This window comes from Mesorhizobium sp. M8A.F.Ca.ET.057.01.1.1 (genome assembly GCF_003952565.1).
Lineage (GTDB): Bacteria > Pseudomonadota > Alphaproteobacteria > Rhizobiales > Rhizobiaceae > Mesorhizobium.
Map to the genome: position 1 here is coordinate 4,872,263 of NZ_CP034454.1, position 23,705 is coordinate 4,895,967.

Consider the following 23,705-nt stretch of genomic DNA (forward strand, 5'->3'; position numbering starts at 1 on the left):
GCGGGCATTGACCGACCTCACCCAACTCTTCGATCGCGCGTTCCAGCCCCTCACAACCGCAGTGGCGGCCAAGCGTATCCCCGGCGGCTTGCTCGGCATTGTCGACAAAAGTGGCCACCGCATCGTCCGCGCAATCGGCTCGGCGCAGCTGGTGCCCAGGCAGCGGCCGATGCGGGAAAACACCTGGTTCGACCTGGCGTCGCTGACCAAGGTGATCTTCACCACGCCACGCATCCTGGCGCTGGCGCAGGACGGCACCATCGATCTCGACGCGCCGCTGATCACCCTGCTTCCCGACCTTCGCCAGTATGACGCGAACGCCTGGGAGCGGAAGGTGACGTTCCGCCAGTGCCTCGGCCACCAGACGCCTTTCCCGGCGGTCGAGCCGATCTACACCTATGGACGCGACCCCGAATTGCTGCGCGCCTTCATCCTGCAGCGTGAATGGCGCGCCCGTGATCCCGTCTATTCCGACATCAACTTCATCCTGCTCGGCTTTGCGTTGGAGCGGCTGTCGGGCGAGAGCATTCGCGATCTGGAGCCCGGCCCAGGCTTTGCCTGGACGACAGGGTCGGATGCCGCCGCCGCGACCGAGGACTGCACCTGGCGTCATCGCGTGCTGTCGGGCGAAGTGCACGACGACAATTGCTCGGCGCTGCAAGGTGCCGGCCATGCCGGCCTGTTCGGCACGGCCGCTTCGGTGCTCGATTTCGCGCAAGCGCTACTGGACGGCACCGGCGCATCTGAGCCCTCGATCGCGTTGATGCGTACGCCCTTGTCCACCACCCGCACTCATGGCTGGGAACGCCCTCATGAAGGGTGGTCCGGCGGCGCGCTGTGCGGTCCCGGAACGATCGGCCATACCGGCTTTACCGGCACCGGGCTGTGGATCGACTTCGACAGAGGCAAGGCATGGACCTTACTCACCAACCGCATTCATCCGACACGTCATTTCGACAGCGGCATCGTTTCGCTGCGGCAGGCGGTCGGCGATCTCATCAACAGGGACTAGGAAGCGACCATGGAACCAATCTGGGCCGTCGGCCTGATGACCGGCACCGTGCTTGACGGCAACATCGACGTGGCGCTGATCAAGACCGACGGCGAGCGGATCGACGATTTCGGCACCTACCGGCTGATGCCTTATCCCTCATCCATCCGTTCCTTGCTGGAAGAGACGCTGACGGCGGCCCGGGCCTGGAATTTTGTCGGGCCAGAACCGGTGATCTTCCGCAAGGCGGAGGAAGCGCTCACACGCGCCCAGTCGGCGGCGGTCAAGGAACTGGTCGAGGGCCACGGCATGACGATGGCCGAGATTGGCGTGGTCGGCTTCCACGGCCAGACCGTGCTGCATCGCGCGCCGCAGGTCGGACGACTCGGCCAGACCCGGCAGCTCGGCGATGGTGAACTGATGCATGAGATATTGGGCACCAAGGTCGCCTACGACTTCCGCTCGGCCGACATGCGTGCCGGCGGACAGGGCGCGCCCTTGGCCGCCGCCTATCACACCGCGCTGATGCGCAGCGCCGGCGCCAATGGCGAAGTGGCCGTGCTCAATCTCGGCGGCGTCGCCAACATCACCTGGTGGGACGGCGCCGACAATGTCATCGCCTTCGACACCGGCCCCGCCAACGCGCCGCTCAACGATTTCATCAAGTCGAAAGGGCTCGGCGAAATGGACCGCGACGGCGCGCTTGGCGCCGCCGGCAAGGTGGACGAAGCCCGGCTCGCCAAGCTGTTGCAGCATCCCTATCTGAGCAAGCCCTATCCGAAATCGCTGGATCGTTTCGACTTCGGCGCCGCCATGGCTGATGGCCTCGATGCCGAGGATGGCGCGGCCCTGCTCACAGCGTTTACCGCCGCCGCCATCGGCAAGGCGCTCGACCTCCTGCCCAGCCGGCCGAAGAAGCTGGTGGTCAGTGGCGGCGGCCGCCACAACCCGACAATGATGGCCATGCTCGCCAGCCGCGCTGGCGTCGAGGTGGTGCTGGCCGAAAGCCTCGGCTGGAGTGGCGACGCAGTGGAGGCGGAGTGTTTCGCCTTCCTCGCGGTCCGCGTCCTACGTGGCCTGCCGATCAGTTTCCCGAGCACGACGGGTGCGCCGCAGCCGATGCGCGGCGGCAAACTGGCAGGCTGATCAGGCAACCAGCCTTTTCTGCAGGAAGATACGGCTGCGGCCGACGGGGAAATCGGCAAGCGTGCCGAAAGGCTGGTAGCCTTGCCGCTGGTAGACCTTATCGGCGTTCGGGTTGAAGGTGTCGATCAACGCACCGTGGCAGCCGCGCGCCACGGCCTCCTGTTCAGCGGCGTCGAGCATCTGGCCAGCCATGTGCTGGCCGCGCAGCCTCTCATCGACCCACAGCCACTGCACGTAGAGCCAGCCCCAGGCGGTATAGCCGGAGATGCCGGCGACGATCGCGCCGGCCTCGTCGCGGACAAAAACGGCCAGTGCCTTCCTCTGGGAAGCGCCGACATCGCTATCGTTGAACGCCGTCAGCCGTTCACCGAGAAAGGCGAGGTCTTCCGGCAAGGGATTGGCGGTCGTTTCGAGTGTGGTGTTCATGGCTTTTCCGGATTGCGGGGTTGGAAGCATCAAGAGGGGCGGAAGTAGGATGCGGCGATGCCATAGCGCTTGAGCTTGTCGTAGAACGTCTTGCGCGGCACGCCGAGCGCGTCGATGGCGCCGCGCACGTCGCCGCCATGGTCGCGCAGCGCGTCGCGGATGAGCTGCGCCTCGTACTGCCCAACCCTTTCGGGAAGCGCCGCGGCAGGCTCCGGCCGCGCGGGCCTCGCGCCGGCCTCGTCATCGGGCCCAAGGCCGAGCGCGACGCGATCGGCGAAATGCGCGAGTTCACGCACATTGCCCGGCCAGTCATGCGACTGGAGATGATGGCTCACGGCTGCATTCACCTTGGCGACGGGCCGGCCGAAGCGTTCCGCGGCCTTGCCAAGGAAATGGCCGAACAGCATCGGGATATCGCCGCGCCGCTCGCGCAGGGGCGGGATGCGCAGCGTCACCACGTTGAGGCGGAAATAGAGGTCCTCGCGGAAATCGCCGCGTTGATCCGGCCGGCCGAGATCGACCTTGGTCGCAGCGACGACCCTGAGATCGAGGCGCCGTGTCTCGTTCGAGCCGAGCGGGGTGAGGCTGCGCGTTTCCAGCACCCGCAAGAGCTTGACCTGCAGGGCCGGCGGCATGGATTCGATCTCGTCGAGAAACAGCGTGCCGCCGCTGGAGTGCTCGACGCGGCCGATCCGCCGCCGCTGCGCGCCGGTGAACGCGCCGGCCTCGTGACCGAACAGTTCGCTTTCGATGACGGTCTCCGGCAGGGCGCCGCAGTTCAGCGCCACGAAGGGCTTTGCACGGCGCCTGCCCCATCTGTGCAGGAGGTCCGCCACCACCTCCTTGCCGGTTCCCGTCTCGCCTTCCACCAGCACATCGACATCCATGTCGGCGATCTGGCGCAAGGTTTCACGCAATCGCCTTATGGCGGGCGCTTCGCCGATCAATGGCATGCCGTCGGCGGCAAGTGCCGCGGCTTCGCGCAGCCGCCTGTTTTCCATCACCAGCCGCCGCTTCTCCGATGCCCGTTTCAGCGCCTCGACCAGGCGCTCCCCCGCATAGGGTTTCGGAATGAAATCGTAGACGCCGTCCTTGAGCGCGGCGACCGCAAGATCGACATCGCCATGCCCGGTAACCAGGATCACCGGCAAGTCGGCATCAACTGCCTTGACGCGATCGAAGAGCTGCAGACCGTTCATGCCGGGCATGCGGATATCGCTGACCACCACGCCTTCGAAACTCTCGTGGACAACGACGAGCGCCGCTTCGGCGGCCTTCAGCGCAATTACCGTGAAACCGGCAAGTTCGAGCAGTTGCGTAGTGGCATGCAGCAGGTCGGCATCGTCGTCGACGAGCGCCACCAGCCCTGATCCCTCGGTCATTCGATCCGCCTCAAGTCGATAGTGAAGGATGCGCCGCCGGCGGTGTCGGGGTCGAGCCGAAGCGTGCCGCCCAATTCCTGGGCGATCTCCTGCGAGATCACCAGGCCGAGGCCAAGCCCCTTCTCCTTGGTTGTCTGGAACGGCATGAACAGATTGCCGGCCGCTTCCGGCCCGAGGCCGGGACCATTGTCCCGCACCGAAATCAGCACCCGGTCGTCACGTTCGGCGAGGTCGATCTCGATCCGGGGATCGGGCCGGTCCTTCATGGCGTCCAGCGCGTTCTGCAAGAGGTTGACGAGGATCTGTTCCAGCCGGATGCGGCTCGCCATCACCAATGGCGATGCGGTGCCGCGCGGCTTGACGATGGTGACGCCGGAATCGCGGATGCGGCCGGACAGGAGCGACAGTGCACCTTCGATCGCCTCGCGCACCGGGAGTGGCGATGCCGCAACGCCGGGCCGGCGGGCGAAACTGCGCAAGGTGCTGGTGATGGCGCCGATGCGTTCGGTCATCGAGACGATCGACGTCAGATTGACGCTCGCCCGTTCTGTCTTGCCGGCGTCGAGAAAGCGGCCGGCATTCTCGGCATAGGTTCGGATGGCGGCGACTGGCTGGTTGATCTCATGCGCGACGCCGGCGGCGATCTGGCCTAGGATGGAAAGCCGGTTGGCCTGGGCGAGATCGTCGCGCAGCCGGCGAACCTTGGCCTCGGCGTTTTCGCGCTCGGCGATTTCGCCGGCGAGGGCCGTGTTCGATCGTGTCAATTCGGCGGTCCTTGTGCTGACCCGGCTCTCGAGCTCGATGTTCATGCGGGCCAGCGCCTCCTGCCGCAGCCGGCGTGTGCGGCGGCGGCGGGTGAGCACATAGGCAAGCAAGCCCGTCAGTAGCAGTCCGAGCAGCGTCGTCAGGCGGGCCGTGTTGGCGGCGGCGGTCAGGGCTGCATCGGCGGGCGTCAGCAGCCACAGGCGCCAACCGGGGACGGCACCGGGCAAGTCCTGCACCACCTCGACGAACCGGCGCGATTTTCCGGCCTCCTCGATTGTCGCCAGGCCATCACCGGCGCCACGCCGTATCGGCAGCGGTTCGAAGGCGGCGTCCAATTGAAGCTGGGCATGCGCGGCGGCTGCATCCGCGGCGGAGAGCGGCGCCAGCGCATGAAACCGCCAGTCGGGCTGGCTGGTGGCCAGAACGACGCCGCGCTCGTCGGTGACGAAAACGCGAAAGCCGCTTGCGCGCCAATTGGCTTCGACACCGCCGAGCTCGACCTTCAGGACCGCGACGCCAAGCGATTTGCCGGCATCGTCGACACGGCTGGCAAGGTAGAGTCCCGGCTTGCCGCTGATTGTACCGAGGCCGTACTGGCTGGCGGCGCCCTTGGCCATCGCATCGGTGAAATAGTGGCGAAAATTATAGTCGATGCCGACAAAGCTGTCCGGTTGACCGGCATTGCTGGCCGATATCGCAATGCCCGCCGTGTCGATGACATAGATGGCCGAGGCCGAGGCATCGCCGGCTATGGCCTTCAGCTTGGCGTCGAGAGCTGTTTCCTCGACCTTCCCGGCGCGGCGCAGCGCATCGCGCACCGCATCGTCGCGCGCCAGCACCAGCGGCACGAGTCGTTGTTTTTCTATTTCGCCGGTCAAGGTTCCCGCCGCCAGCGGCAAGGCGGCCAATGCCCCATCGCGCAGCTCACCGGCCGCCTGGCCCTCGGCGATGCGGCCGGCTATGGCAACCGCGCCGGCCAGCACCGCGAGCGCGATTGCCGCAAGCAGCCAACGGCCGTCACGCAGGCGCGCTACCGCTTCTCGCAGCAGGTCGCTGCCGGCAAACCCTGGGGATTCGCTATCGATGCGCTGTCGCGGCGTCGGCCCTCTCCCTTTCATGCACGGCTTTGGCCCCCAGTCTAATGCGAAATTCCGCCACGGCAAACAAGAGCTGTGCGGAAATCCGCACAAATCTTCGTTTAAAGCAGGGCAGGAACGGCTGAAACCTGGGATTCCCGGCCTTCCTCCGATCTGGCACGGCGCTTGCAAAAGTCCTTGCAGCGGCGAGCAACCGGAGCGCCGCGATGGGAGAAGTCACGCAGGACGGCGCATGTCCGTCCCTTCCGGCCAGGGAGAGTTCGATGCATATCGCAGACCAATCACGCGCGCCCGCCGCGCAGCGCAAGCCCCTCTATGCCCAGCTTTACGTCCAGGTGCTGGTGGCGATCACCGTCGGCATCCTGCTCGGCCATTACTATCCGTCGATCGGCGAAAGCATGAAGCCGCTCGGCGACGCCTTCATCAAGCTAGTCAAGATGATCATCGCGCCGGTCATCTTCCTGACGGTCGCAACCGGCATCGCCGGCATGAGCGACCTGCAGAAGGTCGGCCGCGTCGCCGGCAAGGCGATGCTTTACTTCCTCACCTTCTCGACGCTGGCGCTGATCCTCGGCCTTGTCGTGGCCAATGTCGTGCAGCCGGGCGCCGGCTTCAACATCGACCCGGCGACGCTCGACGCCTCGACCGTCAACACCTACGCCGCCAAGGCGCATGACCAGTCTGTCACCGGCTTCCTGATGAACATCATCCCCGGCACGATCGTCGGCGCCTTCGCCGATGGCGACATCCTGCAGGTGCTGTTCTTCTCGGTTCTGTTCGGCATCGCGCTGGCGCTGGTCGGCGACAGGGGCGCGCCGGTGCTCAATTTCCTGCAGGCGCTGATGGCGCCGATGTTCAAGCTGGTCAGCGTGCTGATGAAGGCAGCCCCGATCGGCGCGTTCGGCGCCATGGCCTTCACCATCGGCAAATACGGCATCGGCTCGGTCATCAACCTCGCCATGCTGGTCGGCACTTTCTACGTGACCTCGTTCCTGTTCGTCTTCGTCGTGCTGGGTGCGGTCTGCCGCTACAACGGCTTCTCGATCCTGTCGCTGCTGCGTTACATCAAGGAAGAGCTGCTGCTGGTGCTGGGCACCTCGTCGTCGGAAGCCGCCCTGCCCTCGCTGATGGAGAAGATGGAGAAGGCCGGCGCCAAGCGCTCGGTGGTCGGGCTGGTCATACCGACCGGCTATTCCTTCAACCTCGACGGCACCAACATCTACATGACGCTGGCCGCCCTGTTCATCGCCCAGGCGACGAACATCCATCTGTCGATATCAGACCAGATCCTGCTGCTGCTGGTCGCAATGCTGTCTTCGAAGGGTGCCGCCGGCATCACCGGGGCCGGCTTCATTACCCTTGCCGCGACGCTTTCGGTGGTTCCCTCCGTGCCGGTCGCCGGAATGGCGCTGATCCTCGGCGTCGACCGCTTCATGTCGGAATGCCGGGCGCTGACCAACTTCATCGGCAATGCGGTGGCGACGCTAGTCGTGGCGCGCTGGGAAGGCGAACTCGACGAGGCCAAGCTGGCCCGAGCCCTGGCCGGCACGGCCGACGACAGCCTGCCGGCGGACATCGTTCCCGCCGAGTGATCCACGGCTTCACGCCAAGGAGCATGGCCGCAAGCACGCCGCCTGCGGCCATTTTCTTTTGTCATCGTATCAGACGCTTTGCGCGGGGGTGGCAGGGTCTTGCCATCGGCCGCGAAGAGATGGCAGCGCTATGGATCGGCTTGCCGCGAGACAGGGCCGCGCAGCTTGAGCTCAGCCATTGAAGTCCCTCCTCCTCTCCGGATATGTGCTTGGGCCGGCAGGCATGCGGGCCGTCAACGTGCCGCCATCGTCGAACAGGACGAGGCTCGCCGCGCCGACCAGTCCGGCGTGGCGGCCGAGCTGGGCCTGGACGACCGGCACGTCGCGATAGGCGCGCATGGCGCGCTGGCGGATCGTCGCCCCGATGACGGGCGCCATCAGGTCGAGGCCATTGGCGATGCCGCCGCCGACGACCAGCACATCGGGCGAATAGAGATGCAAGAGATTGGTGAAGCCGACGCCCAGCCAGCGGGCCTCCTCCTCGAGCAGGGCCACAGCAAGGTCGTCCTGCAGCCGTGCCGCCTCGACCACATGGCGACCGGTGACCTCGGCGTTGGCCGAGAGGCGGCGCAACGTCGAGCCGTCCAGGGGCGACGTCGCGGCGTTGGCGCGGCGGCCGAGCGCGGTTCCCGAGGCGATGGCCTCGAAGCAGCCGACGACGCCGCACACGCAGCGCTCGCCCTCGTTGGTAATGGTCATGTGGCCGATCTCGGCGGCTAGGCCGCGGCGGCCGTGCAGGATGTGTCCATCGGCGACGACACCGCCGCCGATCCCGGTCGAGACGGTGACGAAGACCAGCGAGCGAGCGCCGTGGCCGGCGCCGAAACGCCACTCGCCGAGCGCTGCCGCATTGGCGTCGTTCTCCAGCCGCACCGGCAGGCCGAGCCGCCGCTCGAGTATGTCGGCCAGCGGCACGTCCTGCCAGCCGGCCAGCGTCGGCGGTCCGACGGCGATGCCGGCCAGCGGATCGAGCGGCCCCGGCGCGCCGACGCCGACGCCGAGGATCGACAGTGCCGGCGCCTCGGCATGGACGGTCGCGGCCAGCGCCTCGATCTGGCCGATCACCACGTCGGGGCCGGCCTGCGCCTGTGTCGGCACCGCCGCGAAGGCCAGTATCTTGCCGTCACGGTCGACCAAAGCGGCACGAAGCTCCGTGCCGCCAAGATCGATCGCGAGGGCGGCTTCAATGCTCATGCCGCGACCTTCAGCCCATGCAGCCAGCCGATGCGGCTGGCGAGATCCTTGTCGCCGAAAGCGAGCGAACCAAGCACCACCGTCTCGGCGCCGGCGGCGCGCAGCAGCGGGACGGTTTCGTGGCGGATGCCGCCATCGGCGGCGAGCACCACCGCCGCCTCGCGCCCGGCCTTTCGCAGGATGGCGCGGGCCTCACCCAGCCTGTCACAGGCCTTCTCCGACAGGCCCTGGCCCTTGACGCCGATCGCGGTGCCGAGAAGCGTGACGAAGGCGACCTCGGATACGAAGGGCGTCACCGCTTCGACCGGGGTCTCCAGCCTCAGCACGACGCCGGCTTCGGCGCCGAGTCCACGCGCCAGCCGCACCGCGCGCAGACCCGCCTCGCTATTCTCGGCATGGACGCTGATCATGTCGGCGCCGGCCTCGATGAACTGACGCGTCTGTTCTTCGACGATTGCCCCATCGACCATCAGATGGACGTGGATGGGCTTAGCCGTCAGCTTGGCAATGCGGGCGACGAGATCGGGGAAAAACAGGAAGGATGGAGCGAAATGGCCGTCCGCCACGTCGATGTGGTGCAGATCGACATAGGGCTCGATGCGCTTCAAGTCGCTCTCGAAATTGGCCAGATTGGCCGACCACGACGAGAATTCGGCGATCAGACGGTCGCGCGGCAATGCGGCGATGGCGGCCGGGCCTGACAAAGGTTTCGAGATCATGACTGGTCCTGGTTGTTGAAATTGCTGTCGAGAAAGCCGCCGATGGCGGCGCGGATTTCGGCGAAATGGCGATCCTTGTCGATGGCCTTCGGTGTCACCTCGGTGAAGATCGGGTTGGGGATGGTCTCAGCGAGTTCGCGGGCGGTCGCCAGGGGATGGACGAGATCGATGCCGCTGCCAATGACCAGCGTGGGCATTGCAAGGCCGGCAGCTTCGGCTCGCGTCACGCCAGGCCCATCATTTGCGATCGCCTGCATCACCTCGGCAAAAACGGTCGCGTTGTCACGCTCGAAGAAGCCGAGCAGCGAAGCGAGATTGTCGGGCGCCTCGTCATGAAAGTGGGCAGCGGTCGCGGAGGAAGTGAAGGCCGCGCGCGCCTCAGCCAACGGAAGCCGTCGGATGAGTTCCGCCACTTCGACGTAAGGCTGCATGTTCTGGGGCGCCGCGTCGAAAGTCCAGGCGGGGCGCACCAGCACGAGGCCAGAGACGCGATCGGGATACCGGGCCGCCAGGTGCAACGCGATCGCCGCTCCCATCGAGATGCCGCCGGCGACGAAACGCTCCATTGCGGCTGCGTCGGCGGCGGCCAGCACATCATCGGCGAACATCGCGATCGAGAACGGACGCTTGCTGCCGGCACTGGCGCCGCCTTGCGCACGGCATTCGACGGTCAGCCGGCGGCGCGACGGGCTGTCCGGAAAGTTCAAAGCCACCTGGGCGGCATCGCCGCCGAGCCCGTGCTGGAAGACGATGGGAAGGCCCTGCCCCGTATCGAAGACACGGAGCGCTGCATCGTCGCGCAGCATGATCGTCGGTGCCGCGCCCATCAGAGCAACCCTCGCAGGAAGGCGGCGACGCCGGCAGCCTCGTCGGCGGACAAGCCGTGCGTGACGAGCGCGCCATCGAAACCCACGCCCTTCAGCCGCGCGACGAAATCCGGGAAGTCGACAACGCCTTGCCCTGCGGTGGCAAAGCGGCCGTTGGCAAAGCGGTCCTTGGCATGCGCCATGGCGATGTGGCCGGCGGCTTGGTCGATCGCGGCGGCGACGATGGCGCGGGCCTCGTCGGGTGTCGCGTGCTCGAACAGGTTCGCCGGATCGAGCACGATCTTAAGGTGCTTCGAACCCATCTCGGCGATCAGGCGCGTCGCATCGCTCGCCGAAGTGACGATGTTGGCCTGCTCGGGCTCGATGCCGAGATCGACGCCTGCGGTTTCGGCCAGCGCCAGCGCCTTCGCCATCTCGGCGGCCATGTCGGACCAGGCGGCCGGTGTGGCGTTGTCGGGATGATACGCCCACTGGTCGGCTACATTGCGCGAGCCGGTGCAGAGCGTGACCAACGGGATATCCAAAGCAGCGGCCGTTTCGATGACGATAGCGAGGCGGCGAAGTCCGTCGTCGCGCAGGGATTTCTCGGGATGCGCCATGTTGTAGGTGCCCGATAGCGCGGCGAGCGAAACGCCTGACGACCGCACGGCGGCGCGGATGGCAGCGACGTCATCCGCCGGCACCGCATCCGGCATCGACGGCAGGCCGGCGCAGGCGAGATTGAACTGCGTCGTCTCATATCCGGCCTGCTTGACCACGGCCAGCACGGCGGCCGGGTCGCTGCCGGGAAAAGTCTTGGCGAAGATGCCGAGGCGCATCAGACGGCACCCGAAACCGAGGCGAGCTCAACCCGTTCGCCTGATACAACAGAGCGGGCAATGGCCACCATGGCGCGGATCGAGGCGATGCCGTCCTCGACATTGGCGCCGCGCATCGGAGCGCCGGTGAGCACGGTGTCAGCAAGGCCTTCGAGCTGGCGGCGGAAGAAATGGCCGTCGGCGCCGAGCGGCTTTCGCGAGGTCGCGTCCTTCTCATGGAAGATGTCGACCTCGCTCGACCGGAAGTACCAAGGGTTGAACGTTTTGGCGATCACCGAGCCGTTCTCGCCATAGAGCTGGAAGCCTTCATGCCAGTCCATGCGCACGGCGACGGTGAGATCGAGATGGCCGAGCGCGCCGCTGGCGAATTCGGTCTCGACAAACCAGCAATAGGCGCCGAAGCGCTCGTTGAGGCGCGCGCGCACGGCGACGATGTCGCCGCAGAGGAAGCGGGCCGTGTCGACCAGATGCGATCCGTGCGCCAGCATGAAATATTGCCTGAGATCGGCCTTCGGATTTCCGCCCGGCTTTTTCGCCAGCTTGCTGGTGACGGGCAGCGGCTGCACGGCGTCGGTGTTGGTGTAGCGGTGGGTGGAATCGCAATACCAGGCCTTCAGCGCCAGCACCTCGCCCATCTCGTCGCGGACGAAGTCGCGCGCGGCCTCCAGCGCCGGGTCGAAGCGCTTCATGTGCCCGACCTGCAGCACCTTGCCGGAGCGCTTGACCGCTGCCGCCAGCGCCTCGCCTTCCTCGATCGAGGTGCCGATCGGCTTTTCGCAGAGAACATGCTTGCCGGCATCGAGCGCCTTGATCGACATCGGCACGTGATAGGTATCCGAGGTGGCGACGATCACCGCTTCAAGCTCCGGGTCCGCGAGCATGGCGTCATAGTCGGCATACATCTTCTGCGGTTCGTAGGTGGCGCCCATGCGGGCGAGCAGATCGGGGGCCGCGTCGCAGATGGCGTAGAGGTCGGCGTTGCCGGCCTTGACGCAGGATTCCAGATGCGCGAACTGCGCGATCGGTCCGCAGCCAAGCACGCCAACCCTGAGGCGTCTGTCCTGTTTCTTGATCATCGCTCAGGCCCCGTAGCCGCGCATTGTCTGGCGGTTGGTCTTGACCGCCGCGGCCGGATCGGCGGCGGCCGTGTCGGATTCTTCTTCCAGCACCAGCCAGCCGTTGAAATGCGGCGCGGTATCGGCGATTTCAATGACTTGAGATGTGTCGCAGACACCTTCGCCCAGCATCGCCCAGGTTCCGTTGGCGTCGACGTCCTTGAGGTGGATGTAGCGGATGCGGTCGCGGTAGGTGGTGAGCGTGTCGGCCATGTCCTTGTGGCCGCGCAGGATGTGACCGGTATCCGGCACCCAGCCGACCAGGTCGGGATCGAGCAAGGCAAAAATCGCGTCGTAGTCGGCGCGGTCGAACAGCAGCGTGTTGTGGTGCGAACTCGGATGGACGGCCACCTGGACCCCAGCCTCGCGGCCGAACTCGCCGGCCTTGTTGTACACCTCGGCGGCAATAGCGAATTTGCCGTCGCGCGGCCCGTCGGAGACGACGGTCGCCGAGCCCATCGACACCAGCGCGCCGGGAAAGTTTGCCACGAAATCGATCCAGCGCCTGGCGGTTTCGAGGTCGGTGCCGATCTCATCCTTGAGCGTGAAGCCGCTCTTGGAGCCGAAAGCGAAGGAAACCAGCGTCAGCCCGGACGACTTCAGCGCGGCAGCGAACTCGGCCGGCTTGCCGGCATAGCGGCCGATCATCGTGTCGGTGATCTCGATGCCGGCATAGCCGCCATCGGCGATCGCCTTCAACAGATCGTCGGGGCCGCCGGTGAAACGGTCTCCGAGCATTTCCCAGGTGAAGGTCTGGCAGCCGACTTTGAGGTCTTTCACGTTCATCCTTTCATTCCTTGATACCGCCTGTTTCTCAAGGCTGTCCCGCGGCGATATCGCCTGCCAGCTGACAGGGTCCAATCATCGATTGCAATACGCGGGTCAGTTCTCCTGGGGATGGACATCCTACTTGACCGAGCCCGCGGTCATGCCGGCGAGGAAGTACCTCTGGGCAACGAGGTAGATGAGCAAGAGCGGCAGTGAGCCGAGCACGCTCATTGCCATCATCTGGTTCCATTCGAAGGCGTGCTGCCCCATCAACAGCTGGATGCCGATCGGGACGGTGCGCATGGACGTCGACTTCGTCAGCGTCAGGGCAAAGAGAAATTCGTTCCAGCACAACAGGAAGGTGTAGACCGACGTCGCGACGATACCGGGCAGCGAGATCGGGACGATTACGCGCCAGAGCGCCGTCCAGCTGGTGCCGCCGTCGACGGCCACAGCTTCATCGAGATCGCGGGGCAAGGTGTTCAGATATCCCGTCATCAGCAAGATCGCGTAGGGCAGCGTAAACACCAGGTAAGTCAGGATCAGCGCGACATAGGTGTCGAAGATGCCGTACGAGACGACAAGCCCGAAGAAGGGGATCAAAAGCGTGATCGGCGGGATCGTCTGCGTGCTGATGATGATTGTGTTCAGGCTGCCCTTGCCGCGGAAGTTGAAGCGGCTGAACCCATAGGCCGCCAGCAAGGCGATCAGCACCGTCAGCACGGTCACCGCTCCCGCCACGAAGTAGCTGTTGAAGAAGAAGCGCAGCTTTACCGGGTCGCCAAGGATGGCGGCATACGCTTCCAGCGTGAAAGCCTTCGGCAGGATGGTTGGCGGCAGGGCAAAGATTTCGGTGTTCGACTTGAACGAGCTGCTCAGCATCCAGTAGATCGGGAAGGCCGCGAAGAACAGTCCTGCCGCAAGAGCGACATGCAGCGCGACGGTGATCAGCTTGTCCTTGCCAGAGTTTCGTTTCCTCATGGTGACTACCGAGCCTTCTGATAACGGATGTAGAACAGCGTCAGGCCAAGCGAAATCAGCAGGATGACCACGGCGCTTGCCGACGCCTGTGACAGGTTGTAGCTCGAAAACGCCAGCTTGTAGGTGTAGGTGCTGAGGACCTCGGTCGCGTAGATTGGCCCGCCGCCCGTGGTTATCCAGATCAACGGGAAAACCTGCATGGTCCAGATGAAATCGAGCAGCGAGATGCTGATGATGATCGGCATCAGTTGCGGGATGGTGATGAAGATCAGCTTCTGGTAGGCCTTCGCCCCGTCGATATCGGCGGCCTCGTAGAAATCCTTGGGAATGCCTTGCAGGCCCGCGAGCAGGCTGACCATGAACAGCGGATAGCCCGCCCAGATGTTGGCGAAGGTGACGGCGTGCAGCGCGGTCTGCGGCGAGGAAAACCACTCGACCTTGGAACCGATGATGCCGATTTCCATCAGAATGCTATTCACGACGCCATTCGGCTCGAGCAGCAGGCGCCAGATCACGGCGATGATCACCGCGGTAAACAGCCAGGGCAAGATATAGAGCACGCGCAGAATGTTGCGCAGCGTCGGATTGATGCGGTCGCTGTTCAGCATGAGCGCGAAGACCATGCCGATGGTCATGTGGAAAATGACGCTCATGCAAGTGAAGTAGAGCGTATGCCACAGCGACGACCAGAACACCGGATCGTCGTAGATCGCCTGGTAGTGCTTCAGTCCGGCAAAGGATAGGTCACGGCGCAGCACCGCGCTGTTCTGGAACGAGTAGCCAATCACCGTCACCATCGGCAGCAGCATCAGAAGGCCGATGATGATGAGCGAGGGCGACAGATAGAGGTAGGGTGCGACCGCTCGTTTCAGCTTGTGGTGGGAGCGCTTTTGCCGGGTCATGTGCCAACCTTGGGATACGCCTTCAAGAGAAGGTGAGCTTCAAAAACAGGTCCATCTCAAATTGCCGATCCGTTGTTGCCGGGTGGCCTGCCCGAAGTCAGGCCACCCGGCCGAAGATAGCAAACGGGAACAGGCCGATCAGAATTTCGCCATCCAACCCTTCTGAGCGGCGGCTGCGGCTTGTTCCGGCGTTTGCTCGCCGGCAAGCATCTTCTGGGCTTGCACGTCGAACTGGGTCATCAGGTCTTCAGCCACCGGCAAGCCCGTGAACTCGTTGGCGAGATAACCGGTCTTGAAGATTTCGAAAGCCTTGCCGAAAGCCTTGTCCGAGGTCACGAAATCGGGCTTGGCGTTGACGTTGCCGGGGAAGGCGTTGGCAAGCGACACGAGCTTGGCGTTGACCTTTTCACTCATCAGATACTGGACGAGTTTCCAGGCCTCTTCCTGATGTTTCGAGGAAGCGGAGATGCCGATGCCCCAGGAGGCATAGGGAAGACCGCGCTTGCCGGTATAGTTTTCCACGACCGGGACCGGGATCAGGTCGAAGTTCAGCTTCGGATTGCGCTTGCGTATGAGGTTCACATGCGCGAGCGAGTCGATCATCATCCCGACGCGGTCGTTGACGAATTCCTCGACCTTTTCCTGCTCGGTCTTGGTGGCGATGCCGGGCGAGATGGTGCCGGCGTCATTGAGCGATTTGACGAAGGAGAGCATATCGACCACCGGCTTGCCCTCGAGGGCGGGCTTGCCGTCCGCCATCATAGATTGGCCCGAAGCCCAGACCCACGACATCAGATCGTTCTGGACCCCGCCGGGAGACTGCAGCGACAGCGGCAGCACCCAGCCATACTGGTTCTTGTCGGCATGGGTCATCTTCTTGGCGGCGTCGAGAAACTCCGCGCGGGTCGAGGGCAGCTTGGTCACGCCGGCCTGGGCGGCGAGATCCAGATTGACGAAGACCGGATAGACGAAGGAGGCGACCGGAAACATCACCGCCTTGCCGTCCACCTTGATGATATCGGCGACCTGGCCTTTGTCGAACTTGCTCGCATCCATCATCGGGTTCATGTCGGCGAGTGCGTTCTGGGCATTCAGATTGTTCACCCAGGCGCCATCGAGACCGACGACGTCGCTGAGCGTTCCGGTAGCGGCACCAACCGAGATCTGGTCTCGCGTGGTCGCGTAAGGGCCGCTGACCAGCGTCACCTTTATGCCGGGGTTCGCGGCCTCGAAGTCATCCATGATTGACCTGAGCGAACCGGCCGGCAATTCGGGCTCCCACCATTGGGTGAATTCCAGCGTCGTGTCCGCCATGGCTCCGGTTGCGCCAAGCAACCATGCGGCCGCGGCTATTTTCAGCATCGCGGGTTTAATACGAAACGTCATTTTCTCCTCCTTCTTTGGGGATCGACCGCACAATGCGGACGATCGTCTGGTTACTCAGAAGCCTTCTTACGCAGGCGCCTCACCCTCGCCTGCGGGCCTTGCCGCGCTCTCAGATCGCCAAGTGCTTCTCGGGATCGAAGAAATGAAGCTTGGTATCATCCAGGGCCAAGCGGATTTCCGAGCCGGAGCGGACCGTGCTGGCCGGTTCGAATCTCGCCACCGCGTTCGACGCCAGACCGAAATCCTGCACCGCGTCCGGGTCGCCGGAGTCCACGCGGATCGCATCGATGTTGAGATGGACGATATGTTCCGACCCGAGTTCTTCGATCGAGGTCACCTTTGCCGGTATCGTCTGATATTTGCGGCCGGATTCGAGGCTGCTGTCATAGAGATGCTCCGGCCGAATCCCGAACACCACCTTGCGCCCCGCGTACGACCTCAAGCCCGGCCGGCGGACAAAGGCCGAATCCTGCAGCCGGATGGAAAAGGCGCCGGACATCAGTTCGTCGCCCGTCAGGGTTGCCTCGAAAAGGTTCATCGAAGGAGACCCGATGAAGCCGGCGACGAAGGCGTTCACCGGCGATTCATAGAGCCTCTTGGGTGTGTCGACCTGCTGCAGCACGCCGCCTTTCAACACCGCGACCCTGTCCCCCATCGTCATTGCTTCGGTCTGGTCGTGGGTCACGTATATGGTCGTGACGCCGAGCTGCTTTTGCAGGCTGGTGATTTCGGCGCGCATTTGCACGCGCAGTTTCGCGTCCAGATTGGAAAGGGGTTCGTCCATGAGAAAGGCGGCCGGCTCGCGCACCATGGCGCGGCCCATGGCAACCCGTTGACGCTGTCCGCCGGAAAGGTTCGCGGGTTTGCTGTCCAGCAGAGACGTCAGTTGAAGGGTTTTGGCAATCTCGTCCACGCGCTTCTTGCGCTCGGCCTTCGGCTTGCCGGCCAGCCGCATCGAAAAGGCGATGTTTTCGAACACCGTCATATGCGGGTAGAGCGCGTAACTCTGGAAGACCATCGCGATGTCGCGGTCCTTGGGTGGCATGTCGACGACGTCGATACCGCCGATCCGAAGGCTGCCGCTGGTGACGTCCTCCAATCCCGCGATCATCCGCAACGCGGTGGATTTGCCGCAACCGGACGGCCCGACGAGAATCAAGAACTCGCCGTCCTCGACCGACAGATTCAACTGGTCGATTGCGTGAAAATTGTTCCCGTAGGTTTTGCAGATATTCTCAAGAACGACTTCTGCCATCTTCCTCCCTCCACAAGTCTAAGCCACTGATTTTTATAATTATCCTCGGCTTGAGTTCACCTGCGAGATGTTTCCTCGGATAGTTCGGGCTCTGTTGCGGTATCGAGCCGCCCATGCTTCAGTTCGACTGCCGACGGCGCGTTCGTCGATGCCAGGAGTTCCGTGACCTGGTTGTCCGTCGGAAGCGCCTCGCGCCCGCCCCGCCCCGTTATCGAAAGAGCCGCAGCAGCGGCCGCGAATGCGACTCGGCCCGCGGTGTCGGCGCCGCGCGTCAATGCAAGGGCGTAGGCGCCATGAAAGCAGTCGCCGGCGCCGGTCGAGTCGACGACTTCAACCCGGTGCGGAGGCAGGTGCCAGTGCCCGACCTCGCCGCGTCCACGATAGTAGACGCCCCTGCCGCCATCCGTCAGAACCACGGCGGACCGCGACGGCAACCACAATGCATCGAGTATCTCGGCCGGCGATCGGCGGCCCGTGGCCGTCCGCGCAAAGCCGAGGGGAAGAATGAGATGATCGCAGAGCGCGATCAGTCTTTCGGTGGCTGGGCCGCTGCTCCATTCGACGTCGCCGAGGATCGCAAGGCCGAGACCCTGAGCCCTCGCCACGACATCCAGCGACCCGATCGCGTAGCTATCGACGATCAGGACGGTCGCGCGGCTGAGGACCTCGTCCGGAAAGTCCGGCGCGGTGCCCAGCATCGCTTGGTCGTCATACGCGATGAACCGATCGCCGTCCGAACCGACGGTGATCCGCGAGCGCACCGGGCGCGCATCGGAATGGCGCGGCGCGAACGCGGTTTCAACGCCGCTCGCAACGAGATCGCACAGCACGGCGTCGGCGGCGGCACTGCCCAGCCATCCGATGAACCCGGCGCTTCCGCCGAGCCGGGCGACGGCGACAAGGGCCGTCGCGACATTTCCCCGAAGGCTCGGGCGCTTTGCAGAACCTTCCCCTTGCCCGCCGACAACGGCTGATCGACATAGACGATGTCGTCGATCGCAATAGCTCCGAAGCCGAGGATTGCAGGGACGGTGGGCATCGGTCAGGCACCCGCCTTCGCCAGGGCGTCCTGCGCCGAAAGGCCGTCATGGATGACGCCCCGGAAGGCAATCGCCGCCTTCTGCGGATCGCCATGCCCCCAGAGATTGCGGCCCACCACGGCACCGCGCGCGCCGGCACGGATGGCGTCCGTCGTCTGCTGAAGGGCGCCGAGCAGCGTATCGGTCTTCGGGCCACCGGCGATGACAACCGGCACCGGGCAGGTCCGAACGGTCTCTCGAAACGACTCGAAATCGCCGGTGTAACCGATCTTGATCACGTCGACGCCGGACTCGTAGCCGATGCGCGCCGCATAGGCGATCTCTTCGGGGGTGAAGACGATCTTTGCCCCGTCGGTGAAATCGCGAGGGTAGATATGAGCCACAACAGGCATGCCGTAACGGGCCGCCGCATTCACCGAGTCGGTCAGCCAGCGTATGTATTTGCCCTCGGTCGCGCCGCGCACCGGAATGGCCACGGCCAGCGCATCGGCGCCAGCGCGCACCGCATCCTCGGGCGTTGCAATCAGTTCACTGATGCGATCGTCCGGGGTGAAGCAGCCAGCCTGGATCACCAGGGAAGCCTTGCCTGCATATAGCGGCCACAGATGGCGCGCGGTGCCGGGCTGGATGCTGACGTAATCGGGCTTACCTTCCATGACGCGAGCGAGCGCGCCCGGCAGGTCGGCGAGACCGCCTTTGCGCACGTCGCCATAGCCGACGAAGTGGTCGACCGCGCCGCCAAAAAGGTTCCCCGAAGGATGCGAGAAGAGGCGTGCGAGGCGCACCTTGGTTCCGAGACTCATGACTGCAAAATTCTCCAATCCGTTGATTTCAAAATCCCAAACGCAGTTTTTGCGAAAGAAATCACAAAATCAATCTTTCGAAAGCTTTCGAATTTGCGTATTTTGGGTATGACGAACCGAGGCCATGGCGATCGCCTGGCGCACGGAGGCAAGGACGGGGCAATGTTGTCAGAGCAGAGACGCCAAGCGATCCTGGGCGAGGTGCAACGCAGCGGACAGGTTCGCATCAAGGACCTGTCCGACGATTTCGGGGTGTCGGAAGTCACGGTGCGCTCCGACCTCGAAATACTGGACCGCAAGGGATTGCTGACCAAGACCCGTGGCGGTGCGGTGACCCGGACCACCGATTCGACCTCGGCGGCGTTCGCGCGGCGCATGCAAACCAACATCGAGGCAAAGAAACGCATCGCCCGGGCGGCGGTAGAACTGTTCGAGGACAACCAATCGGTCATCTTCGACGGCGGCTCGACGTTGATGCAGCTTGCCATGCAGTTACCGCCGCTCAGCAATGTCGTGGTCGCTGCCACGGCGATGAATATCGTGCAGCATCTGATGCATCGGCCCGGGCTCGACGTTCACATGATCGGCGGCCGGGTCTATCCAGACACGGTGAGCACGCTGATCACCGATGCCGACACGGCTCTCGGCGGCTTGGTGGCGCATCAAGTCTTTGTCGGAGCGCATGCGATCGACTCCTCATTGGATGTGGTCGACGTGAATGAAGACATGGCGCGAACGAAGCGAAACCTCGTGCGCATGGGCCGGCGCGTTGTCCTCCTTGCGGATTCGAGCAAATGGGGCGTCAGCGGAACCTCCAAGGCATTTTCGCTGTCGAGCGTCGATGTGGTGATCACCGACGATGGCCTGTCCGGACCGATACGCAACCAGCTCGATAGGACCGTGGCCAAGGTGATCTATGCCTGAAGCCGTCGCGATCCACGGCCGCGTGGCCGGGATTCAATGCGCGTCTGGACCACGAGATTCGGGTCGGCGCCCGGCCGATTTTTGCCTGTCATCTTCTCCTCCCAAGCGCCGGCAGCCTCCCGAGCCCGCCAGCATTTCCGCATGTTCTATAAAAATTTTACGCGCGTCAATATTTAAAATGTTATATAGCGATTTTGGACGCGATCCGCCACCGTGGCGACGGATCGCGCCGGCGTGAACGCATTGGGAGGTACGACAAAAAATGCAGGCAAAATCAGAAGCCAAACTCGGCATCGGCGTCATCGGATGCGGCAACATCTCGATGACCTATCTGCGCAACGCCTCGCTTTTCGGCGGCATCGAATTGCGCGCCTGCGCCGATATTTCCGCCGAGATGGCGGCGTTGCGGGCCAAGGAATACGGCATCCGGGCGCTGAGCGCCGATGCCCTTTTGGCCGATCCCGAGATCGACCTCGTCCTCAACCTGACCATTCCGGCGGCGCATTTCGACATTTCGTTTTCCGCTCTTTCCGCCGGCAAGCACGTTTTCACCGAAAAGCCCCTGGCGACGTCGGCCAATGACGGGCGCCGCCTGGTGGCGGAGGCGGCGAAGCGCGGCGTGCTGCTCGGCTCGGCTCCCGATACCTTCCTTGGTGCGGCCGGACGCAGAGCGCGCCGCCTGATGGATGAGGGCGCGATCGGCCGCCCGGTCAGCGGCACCGCCTTCATGATGGGACGCGGCATGGAACACTGGCATCCCAACCCGCAATTCTACTACCAGCCTGGCGGCGGCCCGGTGTTCGACATGGGGCCCTACTACCTGACCACGCTGGTCAACCTGCTCGGTCCGGTCGCGCGCGTCATGGCGATGGCGACGAAGGGTCAGGAGGAACGGTTGGTATCGGCCGAAGGGCCGTTCCAGAACACTACGTTCAAGGTCGGCACCCCGACCAATGTGCTGTCGCTGCTCGAATTCCGCTCCGGCGCCACCGTCACCTTCGGCGCATCGTGGGACGTCTTCAGGCATTCCAACCATCCGATCGAACTGCACGGCACGGAAGGCTCGCTGCGCCTGCCCGACCCGGACACGTTCGGCGGCACCGTCTCACTGTCCGAGCGCGGCGCGGAGTGGAAGGATTTCGCCAGCGAAGGCGAACTCTACGGCGCCCGCAACTGGCCCTACGCAGCGCCCGACCGCGCCAATTACCGCATGCTCGGCGTCGCCGATCTCGCACGTTCGCTGCAGACAGGCGCGGCGCCGCGCGCATCCGGCAATCTGGCGCTGCATGTGCTGGAGATCATGGAAGCGATCCTGCGGTCGGGCGAGACGAAAAGCTCGGTCGCCATTGCCGGTGACGTAGTCCAGCCGGCCCTGGTCAGCGAAGACGAGGCGCGTGCCCTGCTCGCCTGACCCGCGGCGGAGATGACGATGACACTCGATCCGGATGCACAGCGCGCCCTCGAAATCGGCCGGGCCGCCGGCGGCGAACCGTTCGAGAATGGCAGCGTGGCGGCGGCGCGGGCCGCCTATATCGCTTCGTTCCCGACCCAGCAGGGCGACCGCGAGCCGGTCGCGGCAACCGAGCAACGGCAGGTCGACGGACCGAACGGCCCGGTCACGATCCGCATTCATCGCGGTATCGGCGCGCCGCGGACCGGGGCGCGCGCCGTGCTCTATCTGCATGGCGGCGGCTGGGTCGTCGGCAATCTCGATTCACATGACGAGATCTGCCGCTGGCTGGCCAATCTCGGCAACGCCGTCGTCATCTGTTCCGACTACCGGCTGGCGCCGGAGCACAAGTTTCCCGCCGGGCTCGAGGACTGCGCGGCAGCGCTGCGCTCCATGGCCGGGAATGCCGGAGACCTCGGCATCGACCCTACCCGCATTGCCGTCGCCGGCGATAGTGCCGGCGGCAACCTTGCCGCCGTGCTGGCGCTGCTTGCCCGCGACGGGCTGGCGCCGCCGCTTGCCGCCCAGATTCTGATCTATCCCAACACCGATGCCCGCCAGACGGCGGACAGCTACCGGCGTTTCGGCGACGGCTTCGGGCTCACCGCCGCCACCATGGCCTGGTTCCGCGACCACTATGTGCGAACGCCTGACGACATTGCGGACTGGCGTGTTTCGCCGCTGCTGGCCTCCAGCCTTGCCGGCGCCGCGCCGGCCTTTGTCGTGATCGCCGGCCACGACATCCTTGCCGACGAAGGCACGGCCTATGCCGAGCGCCTGCGCGCCGACGGAGTGCCGCTGGTGTTGCGACACTGGCCGGGTCAGATCCATGGCTTCGTCTCCATGGGCCGCCACATCCAGGCCGCGCGGCAAGCGGTGAGCGAGGCGGCGGCCTGGCTTCAGCCGCAGACGCGTGCTCAGGCCGACTGACGCATCACCAGGGTCGCGCCGAGCTTGACGTTGCGCGCCATGTCGTGACCGGGCGGATCGGCCTCGTCGAGCAACGCCAGCAGGATCTCGACGCTGCGGCCGGCCATGGCGGCGAAGTCCTGCGCCATGGTGGTCAGCGCGGGACAGGTGTAGCGGCTCAGCGGATGATCGTCGTGAGCGGCGACGCGAAAATCGCAATCGGCGCGGCGGCCGATCTTCAGCCCGCGCGAAAAGGCGGCCGACATCACGCCGAAGGCGAGACGGTCATTGGCGCAGAGCAGCGTGCGGGCCGGCAGGCCGCCTTTCTCAAGCGTCCTGTCCATCCATTCGTGGCCGATGCGCTCGAAGTCCCAGCTGTAGTCGCCCGCCGCCTTGAGAACGGTGGGCTCCAGACCGGCGGCCTGCATCGTGTCGACATAGCTCTGCAGGCGTTCGCCCGAATTGTGGTTGACGTGCGGAATGTCGACATAGACCGGCGGTTCGCCGGACCGGCAGAGATAGTCGACGATGGTCGATGTGCTCTGCTGGTTGTCGTTGCCGACGAACGGCGTGTCGCCTTCGATGTAGGTGTCGAAATAGACGATCGGGATGTCCTCGCTCATCCGCTCGAACACGCCGGGTTCGGAGACCCGTCCTAAAGGAGCGACGATGGCGCCGGCGACCTTCAGCGACATCAGCGTCCTGACCGATTCCGCCTCCAGCTTCGGCGAACCATGCGAGGAAATGACGATCGGCCAAAACCCTTCGTCGCGGCAGCGCAGTTCGATGCGGCTGACCATCTCGGCGTAGAACGGATCGGTGATCGTCGGCACGACGATGCCGACATTGCGGGTGCGCTTGCGGTTGAGATTGCGGGCAAACACATTCGGCTGATAGTCGGAGGAACGAAGTGCCGCCTCGATGCGCGCCCGTGTCGCCGGCTTCACGCTGGCCGGATCGTCGAAATACTTCGACAGGGTCGGCCGCGACACGCCAGACGCCCTGGCGAAATCATCCATCGTCCGGTGGGTCTTCTCCGCCATCTATGTTTAGCCCTTTACCCTCAATGCCGGCCTTCGCGCTCTTGACCAGAATCAGCCTTGCGACCGTCGCGATGAGGCAGCATTGCTTGACCGAACTTGTTCAGTCAAATTTCCACGTTTCCACTACAATGCAAAAGCATTGCGCACGTCAAATTATTTATTGACGCTCTAA

General features: G+C 64.5%; 21 protein-coding genes and 1 pseudogene. 6 read left to right on the forward strand and 16 right to left on the reverse strand.

Annotation, left to right across the window (positions count from 1 at the left end; all coding sequences use genetic code 11):
• Positions 1-7: 7 nt before the first annotated feature.
• On the forward strand, positions 8-1,012 hold the full coding sequence (locus EJ077_RS23240; protein ID WP_208696599.1) for a serine hydrolase domain-containing protein: 1,005 nt from the start codon (positions 8-10) through the stop codon (positions 1,010-1,012).
• 9 nt (positions 1,013-1,021) lie between these two features.
• A complete protein-coding gene (locus EJ077_RS23245; protein WP_208696601.1) occupies positions 1,022-2,137 on the forward strand; it encodes an anhydro-N-acetylmuramic acid kinase in 1,116 nt (371 codons plus the stop codon).
• Here the strand turns inward: EJ077_RS23245 and EJ077_RS23250 are convergent, their stop codons facing one another.
• From EJ077_RS23250 to EJ077_RS23260, 3 genes are read right to left on the reverse strand one after another with little or no spacing between them, the layout of a single operon-like run.
• Positions 2,138-2,563: a GNAT family N-acetyltransferase gene (locus EJ077_RS23250; protein ID WP_208696603.1), complete on the reverse strand. Its 426-nt coding sequence runs from the start codon at positions 2,561-2,563 to the stop codon at positions 2,138-2,140. It abuts the gene before it with no gap.
• 29 nt (positions 2,564-2,592) lie between these two features.
• A complete protein-coding gene (locus EJ077_RS23255; RefSeq protein ID WP_208696605.1) occupies positions 2,593-3,945 on the reverse strand; it encodes a sigma-54-dependent transcriptional regulator in 1,353 nt (450 codons plus the stop codon).
• Positions 3,942-5,828 carry a sensor histidine kinase gene (locus EJ077_RS23260; RefSeq protein ID WP_245458512.1) on the reverse strand — a complete coding sequence of 629 codons (1,887 nt, stop codon included), beginning with the start codon at positions 5,826-5,828 and terminating at the stop codon, positions 3,942-3,944. Before EJ077_RS23260 ends, EJ077_RS23255 begins: the two co-directional genes overlap by 4 nt.
• 242 nt (positions 5,829-6,070) lie before the next feature.
• On the opposite strand from EJ077_RS23260, the gene EJ077_RS23265 reads away from it, so the two are divergent.
• A complete protein-coding gene (locus EJ077_RS23265; RefSeq protein ID WP_208696607.1) occupies positions 6,071-7,399 on the forward strand; it encodes a dicarboxylate/amino acid:cation symporter in 1,329 nt (442 codons plus the stop codon).
• 171 nt (positions 7,400-7,570) lie between these two features.
• Here EJ077_RS23265 and EJ077_RS23270 read toward each other — a convergent pair whose 3' ends face one another.
• From EJ077_RS23270 to EJ077_RS23325, 12 genes and pseudogenes are all read right to left on the reverse strand, one after another.
• Positions 7,571-8,593: an ROK family protein gene (locus EJ077_RS23270; protein ID WP_208696609.1), complete on the reverse strand. Its 1,023-nt coding sequence runs from the start codon at positions 8,591-8,593 to the stop codon at positions 7,571-7,573.
• The gene (locus tag EJ077_RS23275) at positions 8,590-9,312 is read right to left on the reverse strand and encodes a ribulose-phosphate 3-epimerase (RefSeq protein WP_208696611.1); all 723 of its coding nucleotides are present in this window, start codon (positions 9,310-9,312) and stop codon (positions 8,590-8,592) included. The genes EJ077_RS23270 and EJ077_RS23275 overlap by 4 nt, the downstream gene beginning before the upstream one ends.
• Complete coding sequence (locus tag EJ077_RS23280) at positions 9,309-10,139, reverse strand: alpha/beta fold hydrolase (RefSeq protein ID WP_208696613.1); 831 nt, start codon at positions 10,137-10,139, stop codon at positions 9,309-9,311. Before EJ077_RS23280 ends, EJ077_RS23275 begins: the two co-directional genes overlap by 4 nt.
• Positions 10,139-10,957, reverse strand: a complete 819-nt coding sequence (locus tag EJ077_RS23285; protein WP_208696615.1) for a sugar phosphate isomerase/epimerase family protein — start codon at positions 10,955-10,957, stop codon at positions 10,139-10,141. Before EJ077_RS23285 ends, EJ077_RS23280 begins: the two co-directional genes overlap by 1 nt.
• Positions 10,957-12,033, reverse strand: a complete 1,077-nt coding sequence (locus EJ077_RS23290) for a Gfo/Idh/MocA family protein (protein ID WP_208696617.1) — start codon at positions 12,031-12,033, stop codon at positions 10,957-10,959. Before EJ077_RS23290 ends, EJ077_RS23285 begins: the two co-directional genes overlap by 1 nt.
• A gap of 3 nt (positions 12,034-12,036) precedes the next feature.
• A complete protein-coding gene (locus EJ077_RS23295; protein ID WP_208696619.1) occupies positions 12,037-12,858 on the reverse strand; it encodes a sugar phosphate isomerase/epimerase family protein in 822 nt (273 codons plus the stop codon).
• A gap of 120 nt (positions 12,859-12,978) precedes the next feature.
• A complete protein-coding gene (locus tag EJ077_RS23300; RefSeq protein WP_208696621.1) occupies positions 12,979-13,821 on the reverse strand; it encodes a carbohydrate ABC transporter permease in 843 nt (280 codons plus the stop codon).
• Positions 13,822-13,826: 5 nt separating this feature from the next.
• Positions 13,827-14,723: a carbohydrate ABC transporter permease gene (locus EJ077_RS23305; protein ID WP_208696622.1), complete on the reverse strand. Its 897-nt coding sequence runs from the start codon at positions 14,721-14,723 to the stop codon at positions 13,827-13,829.
• Between the two features lie 138 nt (positions 14,724-14,861).
• The gene (locus EJ077_RS23310; RefSeq protein WP_208696624.1) at positions 14,862-16,109 is read right to left on the reverse strand and encodes an ABC transporter substrate-binding protein; all 1,248 of its coding nucleotides are present in this window, start codon (positions 16,107-16,109) and stop codon (positions 14,862-14,864) included.
• Between the two features lie 109 nt (positions 16,110-16,218).
• Positions 16,219-17,364, reverse strand: a complete 1,146-nt coding sequence (locus tag EJ077_RS23315; protein WP_208696626.1) for an ABC transporter ATP-binding protein — start codon at positions 17,362-17,364, stop codon at positions 16,219-16,221.
• A 56-nt stretch (positions 17,365-17,420) separates the two neighbouring features.
• Positions 17,421-18,403: pseudogene (locus EJ077_RS23320) on the reverse strand (PfkB family carbohydrate kinase).
• Between the two features lie 3 nt (positions 18,404-18,406).
• Positions 18,407-19,207, reverse strand: a complete 801-nt coding sequence (locus EJ077_RS23325) for a class I fructose-bisphosphate aldolase (RefSeq protein WP_208696629.1) — start codon at positions 19,205-19,207, stop codon at positions 18,407-18,409.
• Between the two features lie 162 nt (positions 19,208-19,369).
• Between EJ077_RS23325 and EJ077_RS23330 the strand changes: the two genes are divergently transcribed.
• The 3 genes from EJ077_RS23330 (at position 19,370) to EJ077_RS23340 (ending at position 22,511) form a co-directional block, all read left to right on the forward strand.
• Positions 19,370-20,131, forward strand: coding sequence for a DeoR/GlpR family DNA-binding transcription regulator (locus EJ077_RS23330; protein ID WP_208703103.1), 762 nt, complete (start codon positions 19,370-19,372; stop codon positions 20,129-20,131).
• A gap of 262 nt (positions 20,132-20,393) precedes the next feature.
• Positions 20,394-21,542, forward strand: a complete 1,149-nt coding sequence (locus EJ077_RS23335; RefSeq protein ID WP_208696631.1) for a Gfo/Idh/MocA family protein — start codon at positions 20,394-20,396, stop codon at positions 21,540-21,542.
• A gap of 18 nt (positions 21,543-21,560) precedes the next feature.
• Positions 21,561-22,511 carry an alpha/beta hydrolase gene (locus tag EJ077_RS23340; RefSeq protein ID WP_208696633.1) on the forward strand — a complete coding sequence of 317 codons (951 nt, stop codon included), beginning with the start codon at positions 21,561-21,563 and terminating at the stop codon, positions 22,509-22,511.
• Here the strand turns inward: EJ077_RS23340 and EJ077_RS23345 are convergent.
• Entirely contained in the window at positions 22,499-23,533 is a 1,035-nt protein-coding gene (locus EJ077_RS23345; RefSeq protein WP_208696636.1) for a LacI family DNA-binding transcriptional regulator, read from the reverse strand. The two genes, EJ077_RS23340 and EJ077_RS23345, sit on opposite strands and share 13 nt — an antisense overlap.
• Between the last annotated feature and the right edge of the window lie 172 nt (positions 23,534-23,705).